Annotated in this window: 20 protein-coding genes; 17 read left to right on the top strand and 3 right to left on the bottom strand. The window is 53.9% G+C overall.

All coding sequences use genetic code 11. The features are described 5' to 3' along the window. The first annotated feature begins 124 nt into the window (after nt 1-124). Nucleotides 125-1303 carry a mannose-6-phosphate isomerase gene (gene manA / locus KXR87_RS01375; protein ID WP_437430473.1) on the top strand — a complete coding sequence of 393 codons (1179 nt, stop codon included), beginning with the start codon at nt 125-127 and terminating at the stop codon, nt 1301-1303. A gap of 99 nt (nt 1304-1402) precedes the next feature. After that, nucleotides 1403-2950 carry a YdgA family protein gene (locus KXR87_RS01370; RefSeq protein WP_437430472.1) on the top strand — a complete coding sequence of 516 codons (1548 nt, stop codon included), beginning with the start codon at nt 1403-1405 and terminating at the stop codon, nt 2948-2950. A gap of 27 nt (nt 2951-2977) precedes the next feature. Here the strand turns inward: KXR87_RS01370 and malI are convergent, their stop codons facing one another. Further along, the gene (malI, locus tag KXR87_RS01365) at nt 2978-4006 is read right to left on the bottom strand and encodes a Mal regulon transcriptional regulator MalI (RefSeq protein WP_437430471.1); all 1029 of its coding nucleotides are present in this window, start codon (nt 4004-4006) and stop codon (nt 2978-2980) included. Between the two features lie 154 nt (nt 4007-4160). On the opposite strand from malI, the gene malX reads away from it, so the two are divergent. From malX to add, 3 genes are all read left to right on the top strand, one after another. Next, complete coding sequence (gene malX, locus KXR87_RS01360) at nt 4161-5753, top strand: maltose/glucose-specific PTS transporter subunit IIBC (RefSeq protein WP_437430470.1); 1593 nt, start codon at nt 4161-4163, stop codon at nt 5751-5753. A 48-nt stretch (nt 5754-5801) separates the two neighbouring features. Next, nucleotides 5802-6974 carry a MalY/PatB family protein gene (locus KXR87_RS01355; RefSeq protein WP_437430469.1) on the top strand — a complete coding sequence of 391 codons (1173 nt, stop codon included), beginning with the start codon at nt 5802-5804 and terminating at the stop codon, nt 6972-6974. 99 nt (nt 6975-7073) lie between these two features. Beyond that, the gene (gene add / locus KXR87_RS01350) at nt 7074-8078 is read left to right on the top strand and encodes an adenosine deaminase (RefSeq protein ID WP_437430468.1); all 1005 of its coding nucleotides are present in this window, start codon (nt 7074-7076) and stop codon (nt 8076-8078) included. A 39-nt stretch (nt 8079-8117) separates the two neighbouring features. Here the strand turns inward: add and KXR87_RS01345 are convergent, their stop codons facing one another. Further along, nucleotides 8118-9158: an oxidoreductase gene (locus tag KXR87_RS01345; RefSeq protein WP_437430467.1), complete on the bottom strand. Its 1041-nt coding sequence runs from the start codon at nt 9156-9158 to the stop codon at nt 8118-8120. A gap of 222 nt (nt 9159-9380) precedes the next feature. Between KXR87_RS01345 and blr the strand changes: the two genes are divergently transcribed. The 10 genes from blr (at nt 9381) to nth (ending at nt 16789) form a co-directional block, all read left to right on the top strand. Next, nucleotides 9381-9518: a division septum protein Blr gene (gene blr / locus KXR87_RS01340; RefSeq protein ID WP_437430466.1), complete on the top strand. Its 138-nt coding sequence runs from the start codon at nt 9381-9383 to the stop codon at nt 9516-9518. Nucleotides 9519-9758: 240 nt separating this feature from the next. Continuing rightward, complete coding sequence (gene ydgT / locus KXR87_RS01335; protein ID WP_041851533.1) at nt 9759-9974, top strand: transcription modulator YdgT; 216 nt, start codon at nt 9759-9761, stop codon at nt 9972-9974. Nucleotides 9975-10045: 71 nt separating this feature from the next. Beyond that, entirely contained in the window at nt 10046-10483 is a 438-nt protein-coding gene (locus tag KXR87_RS01330) for a DUF2569 family protein (RefSeq protein WP_437430465.1), read from the top strand. A gap of 77 nt (nt 10484-10560) precedes the next feature. Beyond that, the gene (gene rsxA, locus KXR87_RS01325) at nt 10561-11142 is read left to right on the top strand and encodes an electron transport complex subunit RsxA (RefSeq protein ID WP_437430464.1); all 582 of its coding nucleotides are present in this window, start codon (nt 10561-10563) and stop codon (nt 11140-11142) included. After that, nucleotides 11142-11720: an electron transport complex subunit RsxB gene (rsxB, locus tag KXR87_RS01320; protein ID WP_437430463.1), complete on the top strand. Its 579-nt coding sequence runs from the start codon at nt 11142-11144 to the stop codon at nt 11718-11720. Before rsxA ends, rsxB begins: the two co-directional genes overlap by 1 nt. Then, complete coding sequence (gene rsxC, locus KXR87_RS01315; protein WP_437430462.1) at nt 11713-13776, top strand: electron transport complex subunit RsxC; 2064 nt, start codon at nt 11713-11715, stop codon at nt 13774-13776. The genes rsxB and rsxC overlap by 8 nt, the downstream gene beginning before the upstream one ends. Then, nucleotides 13777-14829 carry an electron transport complex subunit RsxD gene (gene rsxD / locus KXR87_RS01310; protein ID WP_437430461.1) on the top strand — a complete coding sequence of 351 codons (1053 nt, stop codon included), beginning with the start codon at nt 13777-13779 and terminating at the stop codon, nt 14827-14829. A 9-nt stretch (nt 14830-14838) separates the two neighbouring features. After that, nucleotides 14839-15459 (top strand): electron transport complex subunit RsxG, encoded by a 621-nt coding sequence (rsxG, locus tag KXR87_RS01305; protein ID WP_437430460.1) that lies wholly within the window; start codon nt 14839-14841, stop codon nt 15457-15459. 2 nt (nt 15460-15461) lie between these two features. Beyond that, on the top strand, nt 15462-16154 hold the full coding sequence (locus KXR87_RS01300; protein WP_437430459.1) for an electron transport complex subunit E: 693 nt from the start codon (nt 15462-15464) through the stop codon (nt 16152-16154). After that, nucleotides 16154-16789, top strand: a complete 636-nt coding sequence (gene nth / locus KXR87_RS01295) for an endonuclease III (RefSeq protein ID WP_437430458.1) — start codon at nt 16154-16156, stop codon at nt 16787-16789. Before KXR87_RS01300 ends, nth begins: the two co-directional genes overlap by 1 nt. An 11-nt stretch (nt 16790-16800) precedes the next feature. Here nth and KXR87_RS01290 read toward each other — a convergent pair whose 3' ends face one another. Further along, entirely contained in the window at nt 16801-17232 is a 432-nt protein-coding gene (locus KXR87_RS01290) for a CopD family protein (RefSeq protein WP_437430457.1), read from the bottom strand. Nucleotides 17233-17968: 736 nt separating this feature from the next. Between KXR87_RS01290 and dtpA the strand changes: the two genes are divergently transcribed. Both dtpA and gstA read left to right on the top strand, forming a co-directional pair. Next, nucleotides 17969-19474 carry a dipeptide/tripeptide permease DtpA gene (gene dtpA, locus KXR87_RS01285; protein ID WP_437430456.1) on the top strand — a complete coding sequence of 502 codons (1506 nt, stop codon included), beginning with the start codon at nt 17969-17971 and terminating at the stop codon, nt 19472-19474. Between the two features lie 108 nt (nt 19475-19582). Then, entirely contained in the window at nt 19583-20185 is a 603-nt protein-coding gene (gstA, locus tag KXR87_RS01280) for a glutathione transferase GstA (RefSeq protein ID WP_437430455.1), read from the top strand. Nucleotides 20186-20223 lie beyond the last annotated feature (38 nt).

The raw sequence follows: 20223 nt of genomic DNA, 5'->3' as shown, positions 1-20223 counted from the left end.
CTATCCTACACAATTATTTAACAAAAACTGAGACTAGTACGACTTTTTACATGTGCTGATTACTTCAGGCGGGTTTATTGCTTTAATACCCGCACTTATGTTGAACATCATTAAGGGCAGGAGCATGCAAAAACTCATCAACTCAGTGCAAAACTATGCCTGGGGAAGCAAAACTGCGTTAACGGAACTCTATGGCATCGACAATCCTGACGGTAAACCGATGGCAGAATTGTGGATGGGCGCGCACCCGAAAAGCAGCTCAAAAGTGCAGGATGCAGCGGGTCATCCGCACTCCTTGCGTCAGGTGATTGAACAGGACAAATCCACGCTACTGGGCACAGCGGTTGCCGACCGTTTTGGTGAGCTGCCCTTCCTGTTTAAGGTTCTCTGCGCCGACCAGCCGTTGTCCATTCAGGTCCATCCGAACAAACAGAATTCTGAGGCTGGCTTTGCGAAAGAGAATGCGGCGGGTATTCCTCTCGATGCCGCCGAGCGCAATTACAAAGACCCTAACCACAAACCTGAGCTGGTTTTTGCGCTGACCCCCTTTCTGGCAATGAATGCATTTCGTCCTTTTATGGAAATCGTCTCGCTGCTTCAACCCGTCGCGGGAGCGCACACGGCCATCGCCCATTTTCTTGAGGCGCCTGACGGTGAACGGCTCAGTCAACTCTTTGCCGCCCTGCTCAATATGCAGGGCGAGGAAAAATCCCGCGCTCTGGCGGTATTGAAAGCGGCGCTTAACAGCCAGCAGGGCGAACCCTGGGAGACCATCCGCTTCATCGCTGAGTTTTACCCGGACGACAGTGGTCTATTCTCCCCCCTGATGCTCAATGTCGTGAAACTGGAGCCAGGCGAAGCGATGTTCCTGTTCGCGGAGACCCCGCATGCCTACCTTAAAGGGGTTGCTCTTGAGGTGATGGCGAACTCTGACAACGTGCTACGCGCGGGGTTAACGCCTAAATACATTGATATTCCTGAGCTGGTGGCGAACGTCGCCTTCACCCCAAAACCGGCGGATACCTTGCTAACCCTGCCTGAGCAGCGCGGGGCAACGCTCGAATTCCCCATCCCTGTTGATGACTTCGCTTTTTCACTGCATGACATCGGCGTTCGCCCCGATACGCTGGCGCAGCAGAGCGCAGCCATTGTGTTCTGCGTAGAAGGTGAAGCCGTATTAAGCAAAGATGACGAACGGCTGGTACTCAAACCGGGCGAGTCCGCCTTTATCAGCGCCAGTGACTCCCCGGTCAGCGTAAGCGGCGTTGGTCGTGTGGCGCGGGTTTATAATAAGCTGAACTAAGTTACTGAACTTTTTAGCAAGCGTTGCTAAGATTTACTCAGCCTTTTCATCTATCCAGGCGGCCTGTTCCGCCTGATTTCATTTTTAGGGATAAACCAAATGAAAAAATCGCTGGTTGCTGCAGGCGTTATTATTGCTCTTGGCGTAGTCTGGACCGGGGGAGCCTGGTACACAGGAAAACAACTTGAAGGCCGTCTTGCGCAGATGGTCACTGAAGCGAATAGTCAGATTGCCCGTGTTGCCCCTGAAGCCAGCGTGGTGCTCTCCACGCAACATTATCAGCGTGGTCTGTTCAGCAGTCAGCTGGAGCTGGTGGTACAACCGGTTGAGGGTAAAGAGAATCCGTGGCTCAAACCGGGTCAAAGCATTGTGCTGCATGAGAATGTGGATCATGGACCATTCCCGCTGGCCCAGCTGAAATCGTTTAATCTGATCCCCTCAATGGCCTCCGTTCACTCAACGCTTGTGAATAATGAGGTGACTAAACCCCTGTTCGATATCGCCAAAGGCGAATCACCCTTTGTGGTCGAAACCCGTATTGGTTATGGCGGCGACTCGCGCAGCGACATCTCTTTGCGTCCGCTTAGTTCCGAAAAAGAGGGTGAAAAAGTCGCCTTTAGCGGCGGGGAATTCCGTCTCAGTGCCGACAAAGACGGCAATGTTGTTGCCTTAAGCGGTCAGGCACAAAGCGCACTGGTTGATGCAGTAAATGAGTATAACCAGCGCGTTCAGCTCTCCTTTAATAACCTGAAAACGGAAGGCACGACCCAGCTGTCCAGCTTTAATGAACGTATCGGTAATCAAAAACTTACCCTCGATAAGCTGGCTATCGCCGTTGAAAATAAAGAGATGGCCGTGCTGGAAGGCATGAACCTGAATGCTAAATCCGACGTGTCTACCGACAAAAAAAATATCGACAGTCAGGTCGAGTACACCATTGGTAGCCTGAAAATTCAGGGTCAGGATATGGGCAGCGGCAAGCTGACGCTGAAAGTGGGTCAGATTGACGGCGAATCCTGGCATCAGTTCAGTCAGCAATACAATGCCCAGTCGCAGGCACTGATGGCGCAGCCTGAGGTGATGAAGGATCCTGTGCTGTATCAGCAAAAAGCCACCGAAGCGTTCCTCAACGCCGTACCGCTTTTGCTTAAAGGCGAACCCGTCATTACCATCGCGCCTCTGAGCTGGAAAAACGCCAAAGGCGAAACGGCGTTTAATCTCTCCCTTTTCCTGAAAGATCCTTCAAAAGCCACGACACCTGCCCGGACGCTGACGGAAGAGGTCGATCGCAACGTTAAGTCGCTGGAGAGCAAACTGACCATTCCTATGGATATGGCAGTGGAGTTTATGACTCAGATAGCGAAACTTGAGGGATATCAGCAGGCAGAAGCCGAAAAACTGGCTAACCAACAGGTGAAAGGGCTGGCTGCTATGGGGCAGATGTTCCGTATTACCACGCTTGAGAACAACACTATCGGTGCCAGCCTCCAGTATGCCAATGGTCAGGTCACGCTGAACGGTGAGAAAATGTCTCTCGATGAGTTTGTTGGCATGTTTGGTATGCCTGCGCTGGGGCAACCGGGTCTGGGCGCACCGCAGTCACCGGCACCGGCCACCCCGGCACTTCCGGTTGTGCCGCAGAAGTAACTGCACTCCCCCTCTGCGGAGGGGGTTTTATCTGTTCACCACGAGCCCGGGAGTGAGCACCGCCTGGTGTAAGGTGCGCTCAGGCTCGTCAATGCGTTGCAGTATCCGCTCTGCCAGCAGGTAACCCATCTCTCTTCCAGAAAGCGTCGCCCAGGCGACCGGGATGTCATACTGCCCCTGCTCCCACGCGTCAGCAAATGCCGCCAGCGAGACCTGTTGCTCAAAATATCGGTCAAGCCCCGAACCCGCCTGCCAGCCTGCACGCAGCAGACCAAACCAGGCGCCCATTGCCGTTGGGCCGTTGTAACAGACGATGGCATCCAGAGTGGGGTTACGGCTCAGTAATTGCTGTACGGCTTCCGCCGCCTGTTTCTGGCTGGCGTCGCACTCTACCACCCAGTCGCTGTTAAACGGCAAACCATATTTCAGCAGCGTCGCGCAATATCCCCCCACACGCTCAGCCCGGATCAGGGATGCGCTTTCTCCACCCAGCCAGGCGATACGCTGATGCCCTTGCTGGATAAGGTGCTCGGTAACCCGTTGCGCGGCGAGCGTATTATCGGGACGAACGGTATCGGCATCATCAGGGTAGTTAGAACGTGAGGCGAAGATGAGCGGCACCCCCGCCTCCTGAGCGCATGCGCGCATCGCAGCGCCCTGCTCGCCGGGAATCCCTGCCACAATGACCCCGTCGACCCCCTGGGTAAGCAGGGTATTCAGTCGGGCCAGGAGATGCTCGCCGTCACGTCCGCCGTGCAGCAGGAAAACCATACGGCCTTCACTTTCAAGCGCTTCGCTCAGACCTGACGTGGCCTCGGCATAAAACGTCAGGGCCAGATCGCAGACGATCAGGCCAATCACACCCGTTTGACCTCCCCGGAGGGCAGAAGCCTGGCGGTTACGTACAAACCCTAACTCCTCAATGGCGTCATGTACGCGCTGCCCGGTTCGGGCGGATATCCGTCCTTTGCCACTGAGCACCAGCGACACCGTCGTAACTGACACACCTGCTGCCAGCGCCACATCATGAATAGTGATTTTTTTTACGATAGACATTGCATATAACGTCGATGAGATAAAACGATTTATCAATGATGACAGTTATAAACTATAGGATGAGCAGATTATGTGATTTCTTTCGCACTAAAATTAGGTAAAACGTTTTATCTTTTTGCTGCAGCTACCCTCACCCTTCATATCAGGAGCACGTATGTCTGGCAGAAAAAGACAGAAAGTTTCGCTTTGGGAGTTTTTTCAGCAATTAGGTAAAACCTTTATGTTGCCGGTCGCCCTGCTCTCGTTCTGCGGGATCATGCTGGGGATCGGCAGTTCACTGAGTAGCCAGAGCGTCATCACGTTACTCCCGGCCCTGGGTCATCCGGTACTGCAGGCCGTTTTTATCTGGATGGGGAAAGTCGGCTCTTTTGCCTTTAGTTTCCTGCCCGTCATGTTTTGTATTGCCATCCCGCTCGGACTGGCGCGGGAAAATAAAGGCGTGGCGGCGTTTGCCGGTTTTGTCGGTTATGCCGTGATGAACCTGGCGGTGAATTTCTGGCTTACGGCGAAAGGCATACTCCCCACCAGCGATGCGGCGGTGCTTAAAGCTAGCAATATCCAGAACGTACTGGGGATCCAGTCCATTGATACCGGCATTCTGGGGGCGGTGATCGCGGGGATTATCATCTGGAATTTGCATGAGCGCTTTAACACCATCCGGCTTCCCGATGCGCTGGCCTTTTTTGGCGGCACCCGCTTTGTACCGATCGTAACCAGTATGGTGATGGGGCTTGTCGGGCTGGTTATCCCGCTGGTATGGCCCTATTTCGCAATGGGCATCGCAGGTCTCGGTCAAATGATCAATGGCGCCGGAAATTTTGGTCCGATGATTTTTGGCACCGGCGAACGTCTCCTGCTCCCCTTTGGTCTGCAACATATTCTGGTGGCAATCATTCGCTTTACGGAAGCAGGCGGAACGATGGAGGTGTGTGGTCATAGCGTCAGCGGTGCGCTGACCATTTTCCAGGCCCAGTTGAGCTGCCCTTCTACGCAGGGCTTTTCCGAGAGTGCTACCCGCTTCCTGTCTCAGGGGAAAATGCCTGCCTTCCTCGGGGGTTTACCCGGCGCTGCACTGGCGATGTACCATTGCGCCAGACCGGAAAACCGCCACAAAATTAAGGGGCTGTTGATTTCAGGGGTCATCGCCTGCGTAGTGGGTGGTACAACCGAACCGCTGGAGTTCCTCTTCCTTTTTGTTGCGCCAGCGCTCTATGCCATTCATGCCCTGTTAACCGGACTGGGCTTTACCGTGATGGCCGTACTGGGGGTCACTATCGGCAATACTGACGGCAACGTAATTGACTTTGTGGTGTTCGGCATTCTGCACGGGCTGGCAACCAAATGGTATATGGTTCCTGTTGTTGCGGCAGTCTGGTTTATGACCTACTACCTTCTCTTCCGTTTTGCCATCCTGCGATTCAACATTAAAACGCCGGGGCGTGAGTCAGAAACAGCCAGTTACACCGAGAAAGGGGTCAGTGGCGCGACCGGCAAATCCGGCTATAACGTACCCGCTATCCTCGCCGCGCTGGGTGGCAGTGACAACATCAGCACGCTGGATAATTGTATTACCCGCCTGCGTCTTTCCGTCAAAGACATGTCCCTTGTCAACAGCGAGGCCCTCAAAGCTAACCGGGCAATCGGCGTAATCCAGCTCAATCAGCATAACCTGCAGGTAGTTATCGGACCGCAGGTGCAGTCGGTAAAAGATGAAATGACTGCCTTGATGAATTCCGTGCACGCCTAACCCAGCCGCCCTCACCCCGGTGAGGGCATCAGGCAAGAAGGACGTTATATGTTTGATTTTTCAAAGACGATCGATCGGCACGGTACCTGGTGTACCCAGTGGGATTATGTTGCCGACCGTTTTGGCGAAGCGGATCTGCTCCCCTTCACCATTTCCGATATGGACTTCGCTACCGCCCCCTGCGTGCTTTCTGCGCTACAGCAACGGCTTGCGCACGGCGTGCTGGGTTACAGTCGCTGGCAAAACGAGGCGTTTACTCAGGCCATACAGCACTGGTTTACCCATCGTTTCAATACGGTAACCGACCCGGGTACGCTGGTGTATGGCCCCTCGGTCATCTATATGATTGCGGAGATGATTCGTCAGTGGTCGCAGCCGGGCGATGGCGTGGTGGTGCATACGCCGGCTTATGACGCCTTCTATAAAACCATCGCTGCCAATCAGCGCAAGCTGGTTCCCGTTGCACTGGAGCATGACGAAGGCAAGTGGCACTGCGATATGCAGCGTCTTGAGGCTGCGCTTTCGAGGCCGGAAAATAAAATTTTGCTGCTGTGCAGTCCCCACAATCCCACCGGGAAAGTCTGGTCACTTCATGAGCTGCGCATGATGGCTGAGCTAAGCGAACGCCATAACGTCTGCGTCATTAGCGACGAAATTCATATGGATATGGTCTGGGGCGATACCCGGCACACGCCCTGGTATCAGGTGGCTCGCGGCAACTGGGCACTTTTTACCTCCGCCTCCAAGAGTTTCAATATTCCTGCGCTGACGGGTGCTTACGGTTTTATTGCTGATGAATCTGCACGTACGGCCTGGCTTTCTGCGCTCAAAAACAGGGACGGTCTCTCTTCTCCGGCGGTACTCGCCCTGGTTGCCCATATTGCAGCTTACACAGAAGGAGCACCCTGGCTTGATGCGCTACGGGGTTATTTGCAAGCCAATCTGCACTTTATTGCTGACGAGCTCCGGCGCGCCTTTCCCCAGCTCACCTGGCAGGTCCCGGAAGCGACTTACCTTGCCTGGATCGATCTCTCAGCGTTGGGCATCAGCGATATCGCCTTACAACAGGAACTCATCACCCGGCAGAAGGTGGCTATCATGCCGGGGTCAACTTACGGTGCCGATTATCAACACTTTGTTCGCCTGAACGCGGGTTGCCCTCGCGCAAAACTTGAACAAGGGGTGGCTAAACTCATCGCCGGGCTTCGCGCGCTACGTTGATTCATATTGCGCAAATAACATTGTTTTTGCGCAACATGGCTTTTTTGCGTTGATTCTTTTTATAATGGATCGCACTTTACCTGAATTAAGAGTGCGACCATGATTGATACTAACCTGCCTTTAACCGATGTTCATCGCCACCTGGACGGCAATATTCGGGCACAAACCATTCTCGATCTTGGCCGGGAGTTTAACCTGCCCCTTCCCGCAGACACGCTCGATACTCTCCTTCCCCACGTTCAGGTCTCGACCAATGAACCGGATCTGGTCAGCTTTCTGTCGAAACTGGATTGGGGAGTAAAAGTGCTGGCCTCGCTCGATGCCTGCCGCCGTGTAGCCTTTGAGAACATGGAAGATGCGGCCCGAAACGGCCTGCATTACGTTGAGCTGCGCTTCTCCCCAGGTTATATGGCGATGACGCATAACCTGCCGGTAGCAGGTGTTGTCGAAGCCGTGATTGCCGGTGTACGCGAAGGCAGCAGAGATTTTGGCGTGGAAGTACGTCTGATTGGTATTATGAGTCGCACCTTCGGCGAGTCTGCCTGCCTTCAGGAGCTGGAAGCACTGTTGGCTTATCGTGAAAGCATTACCGCCCTCGATCTTGCAGGGGATGAGCTGGGCTTCCCCGGTAGTCTTTTCCTGCCTCACTTCAACCGCGCCCGTGATGCCGGCTGGCATATTACCGTCCACGCAGGCGAGGCTGCAGGCCCGGAAAGCATCTGGCAGGCGATTCGCGAGCTGGGGGCAGAGCGTATTGGACATGGGGTGAAAGCCATAGAGGATCCGGCGCTGATGGCGTTCCTTGCCGGACAGCGGATTGGCATTGAATCCTGCCTGACCTCGAACATTCAGACCAGTACCGTCGCCGCGCTGGCACGCCACCCTTTGAAAACCTTCCTCGAAGCAGGCGTGCTGGCTTCTATTAACACGGATGATCCTGCCGTTCAGGGCATCGATATCGGACATGAATATGAGACTGCCGCACCGGCGGCCGGACTGACCCGCGACCAGATCCGCCAGGCTCAAATTAACGGCCTGGAAATGGCTTTCCTCAGTGACAGTGAAAAGCAGGCGCTCAGAATGAAAGTGCAGCAGCGCGTCTGATAGCGAAAGCAGCACGCCGCTCACGTGAGCGGCGTCTTATCAGGTCAGACTGAGGGTGGCGCGGTGTTTTGCCGACTCAATGCCAAGCTCAATCAGTTCCATAATTTTAATGGCCTGACTGGCGGGGACCGGGTTTTCACCGACACCATTAAGTGCATCACGAATGCCCGCGTAATACGCCGGATAGTTACCCGGTACGGTCAGCCAGGTTTCCTCCACGCGCTCTTCCCCTTCCACCCGCGTCAGTACGCCATCGCGCATGTCGTAGCCCCAGTCCTCCTGCGGAAGTCGCGCACCACTTTTCAGCCGCTCCTCCTGCGGGTCGAGACCGAATTTCACAAAGCTTCCGCGCGTGCCGTGCACGATATAACGTGCGGATTCTGCTGCTGCCAGCATCGTGCCATGTAAAACCACTCTGCGCTGCGGATAGGAGAGGACCGCGTGGAAATAATCGGTGGCCTGGGAGCCCGGACGCAGCTGCGCGAGATCCACCGTCATAGAAACCGGTAAGCCAAAAAGATTCACCGCCTGATCGAGAAGGTGCGGAGCCAGATCGTACCAGATACCGCTGCCTGGGCCTGCCTGTTCACGCCAGCGATTGCGGATCTCAGGGCGATAACGATCAAAATGTGACTCAAAGTAAGTCACTTCGCCCAGTGCGCCGTCTGCCAGGATACCTTTCAGGGTTAAGAAATCACTGTCCCAGCGCCGGTTATGGAAGACCGACAACACGCGACCGAGATTTTTTGCCAGCGCCTCCAGTTCCCTCGCCTGCGACAGAGTAACGGTGAAAGGTTTATCCACCACCACATGTTTTCCCGCTTCCAGCGCCGCTCGCGCCAGAGGGAAGTGGGTATCATTCGGGGTAGGAATCACTATCAGGTCAATTTTGGGATCGTTAAAGAGGTGTTTCGGTTCGGACACTACCGGCACGTTAGGCCAGTCAGCTTTGACTTTTGCAGCATTACTACTGGAAATGGCCGCCAGTTCAAGCCCTGGCGTGCCCGCGATAAGCGGCGCATGGAAGGTTTTGCTGGCATAACCATAGCCTATTAGTCCGACACGGATATTCTCATTCATATAGCGGCCTCTTTTCGTTGGAATCGCTGTTTCATACTATCTGGCTTTGTGTCACCACCGCCACTGCGATCTTCAGTACCTGCGTCGTCTATTACCCCTGTAAGAAAAGGGGTTTAAATACAGAATTTCCTTAAAAATATCGACCCTGTCTTGTTGTTGTTGCTACACCCCGGTAACATCCGAAAAATCGAATCAGGGAGTGGCATCAGGGAGCAGTAAAAGATGTTTTCAATGTTTAACCGCATCATTGAATTAATGGGCTGGGTTGTGCTTGGCGTATCAACCATACTTTTAGTTTTTGCCAGTCATATTGATAATTACCAGCCACCTGAGCCGAGCGCTGTCGCGCAGAAAAAATAACGCACAACGTAAACGTCCCCCTAATACTGATATACAGTTGCATATTGCCAGGCGTGACGAAGAGCGCTAATCTTCACCACCAGACACTGTTCTGGTGTCTGCTTTAACCTTTAAAGAAAAGTCTAAATTAGTGCGGGCTGTGCACTCGGTGACAATGACGTCCTGAGAAGCCCGTTTATTATTCGGCCGAATTATCCGCGAATGTTTTATTGTCTTTCTAAAATAGGGATAACGCTTGTCATGACCGTTCAGGACTATTTATTAAAATTTCGCAAAATCAGTTCTCTTGAAAGTCTGGAAAAACTTTTTGATCACCTCAACTACACCCTGACCGACAACGAAGAAATCATTAACATGTACCGTGCCGCCGATCATCGCCGTGCTGAACTGGTCTCTGGCGGTCGGCTGTTTGACATTGGCCGCGTGCCAAAGTCTGTCTGGCATTATGTTCAGTAGCCTTTGTGGAATTCAGTGAATAATGCTTTATACTCCTGGCCGGTAATGAGAATGGCCTACGAGGAAAGAGTATGACAACACAACATGCAGAGCGAATCGGCGGCTGGCTTCTCGCGCCTCTGGCCTGGTTGCTGGTCTCAATATCTGGCCAGACACTCAGTCTGGCGTATACCATCCGATTGCAATTTCCTCAGGTTATTGCTGCTGTTGGAAATGTGCCAGCGGTGAATCTGGTCATCTGGTCTCTCTCATTCGCCTTTGCCTCTGGCATCTGGTTTTACACGTTGTGGCTGGTGATTGCTTTCTTTAAACGCCGCCGCAGCGTACCAAAGCAGATGATTATCTGGCTGCTGATCACCCTGCTATTGGCCCTGAAGTCTTTTGCTTTTTTACCCGTATCCGATGAGATAGCCGTACGGGATCTGCTCTTTGCGCTGGCCGCCACTGCACTCATTGTGCCTTATCTCAAGCGCGCTGAACGTGTGAAAAACACTTTCGTGAATCCGTAATAACCTTACAGTTATTCAGTTGTCGCCTGCTGTCGTTTGACGGATAATAGGCGGCTTTTTTTATTCTAGGCCATCTAATGACAGACTATCTGCTGCTTTTTATCGGAACCGTTCTGGTCAATAATTTCGTGCTCGTGAAGTTTCTTGGCTTATGCCCGTTTATGGGTGTGTCCAAAAAGCTTGAAGCCGCTATGGGGATGGGGCTTGCCACCACCTTTGTTATCACGCTGGCTTCCATTTGCGCATGGATAATTGACACCTGGTTACTGATCCCGCTGGATTTGGTCTACCTGCGCACGCTGGCGTTTATCCTTGTTATCGCCGTGGTGGTGCAGTTCACCGAAATGGTAGTGCGTAAGACCAGCCCGGCGCTCTATCGTTTACTGGGGATTTTTCTGCCGCTTATCACCACCAACTGTGCCGTGCTCGGCGTGCCGTTGCTTAATATCAACCTTGGGCACAATTTCCTGCAATCCGCGTTATATGGCTTTTCAGCCGCCGTCGGATTCTCTCTGGTTATGGTGCTCTTTGCCGCCATTCGCGAACGCCTGGTCGTCGCTGATGTGCCTGCACCGTTTCGCGGTAACGCTATTGCTCTTATTACCGCGGGTCTGATGTCTCTGGCCTTTATGGGCTTTAGTGGTCTGGTGAAGCTGTAATGAATGCAATCTGGATTGCCATTGTCGTTCTGAGCGTACTCGGGCTGCTGTTTGGCGTCATTCTTGGCTATGCCTCGCGCCGTTTCGCCGTTGAGGACGATCCGGTCGTCGAAAAAATTGATGACCTGCTGCCACAAAGCCAGTGCGGTCAGTGCGGTTACCCTGGTTGCCGACCTTATGCCGAGGCGGTGGGCCTGCAGGGTGAAAAAATCAACCGCTGTGCGCCGGGTGGCGAAGCGGTAATGTTAAAAATTGCCGAAACGTTGAACGTGGAGCCGCAGCCGATTGACGGTGATGAGATACCGTCTGAGCCCGTGCGCATGCTTGCCATCATTGATGAGGCTAACTGCATCGGCTGCACCAAATGTATTCAGGCTTGTCCCGTCGATGCCATTGTTGGCGCAACCCGCGCGATGCACACGGTCATGAGCGATCTGTGTACGGGTTGTAATCTCTGCGTGGATCCGTGCCCGACGAAATGTATTGAACTGCGTCCGGTTGAAACGACCCCCGCCAGCTGGAAATGGGACCTGCACACTATCCCCGTGCGTACAATTCCCGTGGAACAACATGCTTAAGTTATTCTCTGCTTTTCGTAAAGATAAACTCTGGGATTTTCACGGTGGCATCCATCCACCGGAAATGAAAACCCAGTCATCCGGCACACCTCTGCGTCAGCTACCGCTGGCGACACGGTTTGTGATGCCTCTGAAACAGCACATTGGCGCAGAAGGTGAGCTCTGTGTCAGCGTGGGCGATCATGTTCTGCGCGGTCAGCCACTCACCCGTGGGCGCGGGCGAATGCTGCCGGTACATGCGCCAACGTCGGGCACCATTACCGCCATCGCGCCTCACTCCACTGCACACCCTTCCGCCCTGCCGGAACTGAGCGTCATTATTGATGCCGATGGCGAAGACAAATGGATTGAGCGTGACGGCTGGAGTGACTACCGCGCCCATGAGCGGGCAGCATTGATCGAGCGAATCCATCAGTTTGGGGTCGCAGGGTTAGGTGGTGCAGGTTTCCCGACCGGAGCCAAACTCAAGGGCGGCGGCGATCTTATTGATACGCTGATTATCAATGCCGCCGAATGCGAACCTTACATCACCGCCGACGATCGTCTGATGCAGGATTGCGCCGCACAGATCATTGAAGGCGTGCGCATTCTGATGCACATCCTGCAGCCGCGTAAGGTTCTCATCGGCATTGAGGATAATAAACCTCAGGCAATTTCGATGCTGCGTGCGGTACTGGCCGGTTCGCATGATATCCAGTTGCGTGTCGTGCCGACCAAATACCCCTCCGGTGGCGCAAAACAGCTCACTCAGATCCTGACAGGTAAACAGGTTCCGCATGGCGGCCGCTCTTCTGACATTGGCGTTCTGATGCAAAACGTGGGGACGGCGTATGCGGTGAAACGCGCCATCGTTGATGGCGAACCCCTGACCGAGCGCGTGGTAACGCTGACAGGCGAGAGCGTCACCCGACCAGGTAACGTCTGGGCGCGGCTGGGCACCCCGGTTCGCCATCTGCTTGAACATGCCGGATTCTGCCCTTCCAGTGACCAGATGGTTATCATGGGCGGGCCGCTGATGGGCTTCACGCTGCCCTGGCTTGACGTACCGGTGGTAAAAATTACCAACTGCCTGCTTGCCCCTTCCGCCAGTGAAATGGGTGAGCAGCCGGAAGAGCAAGGTTGCATTCGCTGCAGCGCCTGCGCCGATGCCTGCCCGGCAGATTTACTCCCCCAACAGCTGTACTGGTTCAGTAAAGGTCAGCAGCACGATAAAGCCACCGCCCATCATCTCTCGGACTGCATTGAGTGTGGCGCCTGTGCCTGGGTCTGCCCAAGCAGCATCCCACTGGTGCAGTATTTCCGTCAGGAAAAAGCGGAAATTTACGCCATCGCTCAGGAAGAAAAACGCAACGCCGAAGCTAAAGCGCGCTTTGAAGCTCGACAGGCACGCCTTGAGCGTGAAAAAGCCGCGCGTGCACAGCGTCATAAACAGGCCGCCGTGCAACCGACTGCTAACGATCAGCAGGCTATTGACGCCGCGCTGGCCAGGGTTCGTGAGAAACAGAGCGCTGCCATCGAACCTGTTGTTGTTCAGGCGGGCAGCACACCGGATAACAGCGAAGTGATTGCCGCGCGTGAGGCCAGAAAAGCGCAGGCGCGCGCGCGTCAGGCTAAGAAAGCATTGCATCGCGACGCATCTCCACCAGCGCCAGACGCAGAGACAGATCCGCGCAAAGCGGCGGTCGAAGCCGCCATCGCGCGCGCCAAAGCCCGTAAACAGGCCGCAGAACCTGCTGGCGCGCAACCGCCTGCGCCGGTCAGCGAACCGGTTGACCCGCGCAAAGCGGCGGTCGAAGCCGCCATCGCGCGCGCCAAAGCCCGYAAACAGGCYGCWGAACCTGCTGGCGCGCAACCGCCTGCGCCGGTCAGCGAACCGGTTGACCCGCGCAAAGCGGCGGTGGAAGCCGCCATCGCACGCGCCAAAGCGAAAAAATTACAACAACAAACGGCCACGACCGAGGCAGCCAATGACGATCCCCGAAAAGCCGCCGTTGCCGCTGCTATCGCCCGGGTTCAGGCAAAAAAAGCCGCACAGCATGCTGTAAACGAGGATTAAATGGTATTCCGAATTGCAAGTTCCCCTTATACCCATAATCAGCGCCAGACATCTCGCATTATGATGCTGGTTGTGCTCGCGACGCTGCCAGGCATCGCGGCACAATGGTGGTTCTTTGGCTGGGGTACCCTCATCCAAATCGTTATTGCCGTCGCGACCGCCCTTGCTGCGGAGGCGCTGGTTCTCCAGTTGCGTAAGCAAAATGTGAAAGGGATACTGGCCGATAACGCGGCCCTGCTCACCGGGCTGCTGCTGGCAATCAGTATTCCCCCTTTTGCCCCCTGGTGGATGGTGGTCTTAGGCACTCTCTTCGCGGTGATTATCGCCAAGCAGCTCTACGGCGGCTTAGGTCACAATCCTTTTAATCCGGCGATGATTGGTTACGTGGTGCTGCTCATCTCTTTTCCGGTGCAGATGACCAGCTGGCTGCCCCCGTATGAGATGGCGAAAACCGTCCCGGGCTTCACGGACGCGCTACAGATTATCTTTACCGGCCATGCCGCGACCGGGCACAGCATGGAGAGTTTGCGTATGGGCGTAGATGGTATCAGTCAGGCAACACCCCTTGATACCTTCAAAACGTCGTTGCACGCCGGTCATAGCGTCACTGAAATTCTCAATTATCCTCTCTTTAGCGGCATGCTGGCGGGCGCCGGCTGGCAGTGGGTGAACGCGGGTTATCTGGCAGGCGGCCTTTTCCTGTTAGGGAAAAAGACCATCCGTTGGCATATTCCCGTTAGTTTCCTGCTCTCTCTTACGGTCTGTTCGACGCTGGGCTGGCTTTTTTCACCGCAAAGTCTGGCCTCGCCGCAGGTGCATCTGTTATCCGGCGCCACCATGCTTGGGGCCTTTTTCATTCTGACCGATCCGGTTACTGCCTCAACCACCAACAAGGGCCGCCTGATTTTTGGTGCTCTGGCAGGGTTGCTGGTTTGGCTTATCCGAAGCTTTGGTGGCTATCCGGACGGGGTGGCCTTTGCGGTGTTACTGGCTAACATCACCGTGCCGCTGATTGATTATTTCACGCGTCCGCGCGTTTACGGCCATCGTTAAGGAGTCGCCATGCTAGATACCATGCGTAAGTACGGCATGACGTTGACGCTGTTCGCGGCGGCTTCAACCGGCATGACCGCAGCGATTAACCAACTGACAAAATCCACCATTGCCGATCAGGCCGTGATGCAGCAAAAAGCGTTGTTCAGTCAGGTTTTACCCTCTGACAGCTATAATAATGCGCTGCAGTCCAGCTGTTATCTGGTGGATGCGCCTGAGCTTGGAAAAGGCAGACATAAGGTATATATCGCACGCCAGGATAATACTCCGGTCGGGGCGGTGATTGAAGCGACCGCGCCTGACGGCTATTCCGGCGCCATTCAACTGCTTGTGGGCACGGATTTCAACGGCACCGTGCTTGGCACACGCGTCACTGAACATCATGAAACGCCGGGCCTTGGCGACAAAATAGAGCTGCGTATTTCAGACTGGATCACCGGTTTTGCCGGTAAGAAAATCGAAGGTGCGAACGACACACACTGGGCCGTGAAGAAAGACGGCGGCGATTTTGATCAGTTTACCGGTGCGACCATCACCCCGCGTGCCGTCGTGAATGCCGTCAGGCGGGCTGGACTCTATGCGCAGACGCTGCCCGGCCAACTTTCTGGCTTACAGACCTGTGGAGAGTAATCATGAGTGAAATTAAAGAAATTATTGTCCAGGGATTGTGGAAAAATAACTCGGCATTAGTGCAGCTGTTGGGGATGTGTCCGCTTCTGGCCGTCACGTCGACTGCAACCAATGCCCTCGGCCTTGGGCTGGCGACGACGCTGGTGCTGACCCTGACAAACTTTACTATCTCGCTGGTGCGCCGCTGGACGCCATCCGAAATCCGCATTCCGATTTACGTGATGATTATCGCCTCCGTGGTGAGCATCGTGCAGATGCTGATCAATGCCTATGCTTACGGGCTGTATCAGTCGCTGGGGATTTTTATCCCGCTTATCGTGACTAACTGTATCGTGGTTGGCCGTGCTGAGGCCTTCGCCGCTAAAAAGGGGCCCGGGTTGTCAGCTCTCGATGGCTTCTCCATTGGCATGGGGGCAACCTGTACCATGTTTACGCTGGGTTCTCTTCGCGAGATACTCGGTAACGGTACGCTGTTTGACGGTGCAGACAGTCTGTTAGGCAGTTGGGCGAAAGTACTGCGGATCGAGGTGTTCCATACCGACTCCTCTTTTCTGCTGGCTATGCTGCCGCCCGGTGCCTTTATTGGCCTGGGAATGCTGCTGGCCATTAAATATCTCATCGATGAGCGTTCGAAAAAGCGTCGTGCCGCTGTGCCGGCGAGTGAACCCTCTCATTCAGTGCCCGGGAAGGCGTAATGAATAAACTGAAAAGGCGGGAAATTCTCACCCGCCTGCGCGACAACAATCCGCATCCGACCACGGAGCTGAACTTTACCTCTCCTTTTGAGCTGCTTATCGCCGTTCTGCTCTCCGCACAGGCTACCGATGTCAGTGTCAACAAAGCCACCGCCCTGCTCTACCCTGTTGCGAATACCCCGCAGGCGATACTCGAGCTCGGCGTCGAAGGGCTGAAAAGCTATATTAAAACCATCGGGCTCTTTAATACCAAAGCTGAGAACGTGATTAAGACCTGTCGCATTCTGCTGGAACGTCATGCAGGGGAAGTTCCGGAAGACCGGGCCGCGCTGGAAGCGCTTCCCGGCGTGGGCCGAAAAACAGCGAATGTGGTGCTTAATACCGCGTTTGGCTGGCCTACCATCGCGGTGGACACCCATATATTCCGGGTCTGCAATCGCACCCACTTCGCACCGGGCAAGAACGTCGAACAGGTTGAAGAGAAACTACTAAGCGTCGTACCGACGGAATTTAAAGTTGATTGCCACCACTGGTTTATCCTGCATGGACGCTATACCTGTATCGCCCGTAAACCCCGCTGCGGCTCTTGTATCATCGAAGACCTGTGTGAGTTCGAGAACAAAACCGATAGCTGAAACCGCTTGCGTTAAAACGGCCTGAACACGGCAAGCAGAATAACCAGCGCAACGGCCACAAGGATAATCGGCGTGGCCTGAAAAACGATGCCAGGGACACGGGTAGCGCTACCTGCGGCCAGGCGGCGTAAAGTGCCGGTGAGCACGCCGTGAATGCCGGAGAGCCCAATGATGATGACTATCTTAAGTACTAACCAAAGGTGCGGCATCCTGCCGTGCAGCACAATCATCGCTATTCCCACTACCCACAACAATATCATCGCAGGCGAGGTGATTTTACGACTCCAGGTCCGTACGAATTCCAGCAGCGAGGCAGGCACAGCCCCTTGTTGTCTTATCTGATAACCTGACCAGCCAACCACAACCGCCATTACCAGCATGCCGCCAAGCCAGATGATGGCCGCAATGATGTGCACAGCATTAAGCCATGGGTGAAAATTCATGGGGTAAACTCCGAATTATATGCGAAGGGCTAAGTCTGACAGTGTGTCAGCGCCCTGTCATTCCCTGGGGCGTAATTCCCTGAAAAAAACCTGAAAACATTGATCTGCGCCTATATCCATATCACCACGCGAGAGTTTTCAAGGGTTGTGATGAACCGGTCGTAAACAGCGTGCCCTGTTCAAACTTGTTAGCTTTGCGTCAATTGTTCTGCAACAAGCCATTTTCATCCTTTTATATATTGCTTATTAGCTTTTCTGTTGATGAAAAGTTTTTTTATGCCAAAAAAATTCTACCCTGAGGTGATTATTGCAACTTTGCTACGAGATGGTTAATTCCTGGATCGTTTTGACGATAACGTTTGCTATGCACAACCTGCGAAAAAATCAATAATCAACATATAAGACCAGTAAAATGCGCACTTCCAGCCCGATTAACTGCATGGCGCGCTAAATAGCAGAAGATATACCCGCACGCGGGTTATCACCCCTCTCTGGTAGTGGAAAAAACTGCCATTATTCTGGCGGCAAAATTTAACGCTAAATAACATTTATCTCTGCGGTTTATAATATCGCTCAGGTTAAATGTAACAGTTCATTACAAAGCTCTTGCCTCTCGTGCCAGGATAAGGAACATTACCCGCCGTTTTCCTTCCCGCAATTATTATAAACACGATGAAAACTGGGCATCGTGTGCCGAGTCGCCCCGTTAATATGGGATGTAAAAAAAGAGGTCTTTGTGTCAACAGCAAACAACAAATCAACCGAAAGCGTAAGTCTTAACGCTTTCAATCAACCGAAAGCGTTTTATCTCATCTTCTCAATCGAGTTATGGGAGCGGTTCGGCTTTTATGGCCTGCAGGGTATTATGGCAGTCTACCTGGTTAAGCAGCTGGGTATGTCAGAAGCCGATTCAATCACCCTGTTCTCTTCTTTTAGCGCCCTGGTGTATGGGTTAGTCGCCATCGGTGGCTGGCTGGGCGATAAAGTCCTGGGAACCAAACGCGTTATTATGCTTGGCGCTATTGTGCTGGCGATTGGCTACGCGTTAGTCGCGTGGTCGGGTCACGATGCCGGTATCGTCTACATGGGAATGGCAGCCATTGCCGTAGGTAACGGGCTCTTCAAGGCTAACCCCTCTTCGTTGCTGTCTACCTGCTATGCAAAGGACGATCCTCGTCTGGACGGCGCATTTACCATGTACTACATGGCCGTTAACGTTGGCTCCTTCTTCTCGATGCTCGCCACGCCGTGGCTGGCTGCGCAATTTGGCTGGAGCGTTGCCTTCGCACTGAGCGTTGTCGGTCTGGTGATCACCATTGTTAACTTTGCTTTCTGCAAACGTTGGGTCAAAGACTATGGCTCCCGTCCTGACTTTGAGCCATTGCGTGTCGGCTACCTGCTGGCGACTATTGTCGGGGTTGTGGTACTGGTGACTGTTGCCACCTGGCTGCTACACAATCAGGGTATTGCGCGCATGGTGCTGGGCGTAGTTGCGCTGTGTATCATTTGCATCTTTGCTAAAGAGACCTTTGCTCTGCAGGGTGCTGCACGTCGTAAGATGATTGTTGCCTTTATTCTGATGCTGCAGGCTATCGTTTTCTTCGTACTCTACAGCCAGATGCCGACCTCCCTGAACTTCTTTGCTATCCGTAACGTAGAGCATACCCTGCTGGGCCTGACCTTCGAGCCGGAACAGTTCCAGGCATTGAACCCGTTCTGGATTATTGTTGGCAGCCCGATCCTGGCCGCTATCTACAATAAGATGGGCGATACCCTGCCGATGCCGCACAAATTCGCCATTGGTATGGTGCTGTGCTCCGGCGCGTTCCTGGTGCTGCCGCTCGGCACTAAATTTGCCTCTGAAGCCGGTATCGTCTCCGTGAGCTGGCTGGTTGCAAGCTATGGCCTGCAGAGCATCGGTGAACTGATGATCTCCGGTCTGGGTCTGGCGATGGTCGCACAGCTTGTACCTCAGCGCCTGATGGGCTTCATTATGGGCAGCTGGTTCCTGACCACCGCTGGGGCAAACATCATTGCCGGTTATGTTGCTAATCAGATGGCTATTCCTGAGAACGTAACTGACCCGCTGATGTCGCTGAATGTCTACGGTCACGTCTTCCTGCAAATCGGTATTGTAACCGCAGTGATCGCCGCCCTGATGGTGATTGCCGCGCCGAAACTCAATCGTATGACGCTCAATGACGCCGACGATATAGCGAAAGCGGAAACGGCGAAAGTATGACTTTTGCGTAACCGAGTGTGAACAGAGCCGTTAACTTTACGTTAACGGCTTTTTTTTTATGCCTGAGGGGAATAATCTAAGTCGGAATTCAGCTAAAAGGAGTGACGAATGAAACTGTTTTACAAACCAGGTGCCTGCTCACTGGCTTCCCATATCGCCCTGCGTGAAGCGGGAAAAGAGGTTGAACTGGCAGGTGTGGATTTAATGAAAAAACGCCTGGAAAATGGGGATGATTTTTTTGCTATTAACCCGAAAGGACAGGTTCCCGCACTTCAGACAGATGCCGGTACCCTGTTAACTGAGGGTGTGGCCATCATGCAATACGTTGCTGATACAGCTCCGCAAAATCATTTACTGGCCCCCGTCGGCGACCTGGAGCGTTATAAGACGCTGGAATGGCTGAATTTCATCGCCACTGAACTGCATAAAGGTTTTACCCCCCTTTTCCGCCCGGATACCCCGGAGGATTTCAAACCTACAGCCCGTGCTCTGCTTGAGAAGAAACTGCAGTATGTTGATGACACCCTGGCCGATCGTGAGTGGATCAATGGGCAGCACTTCTCCATTGCCGATGGCTATCTGTTCACGGTGCTGCGCTGGGCCGTCGCGGTGAAACTTGCCATGCCAGCAGCGGGAAATATCGCGGCTTACATGCAGCGCGTGGCAGCACGACCGGCAGTAGCCGCGGCGATGGCGGCAGAAGGGATTTAACCACCACATAAAAAAAGGGAGTGATAGCTCACTCCCTT

Origin of the sequence: Yokenella regensburgei, from assembly GCF_051486985.1 — a bacterium.
Classification (GTDB): Bacteria; Pseudomonadota; Gammaproteobacteria; order Enterobacterales; family Enterobacteriaceae; genus CBFFRJ01.
The sequence above is the reverse complement of the archived record's forward strand: the minus strand, read 5'-3'. Positions and strand labels throughout refer to the sequence as shown.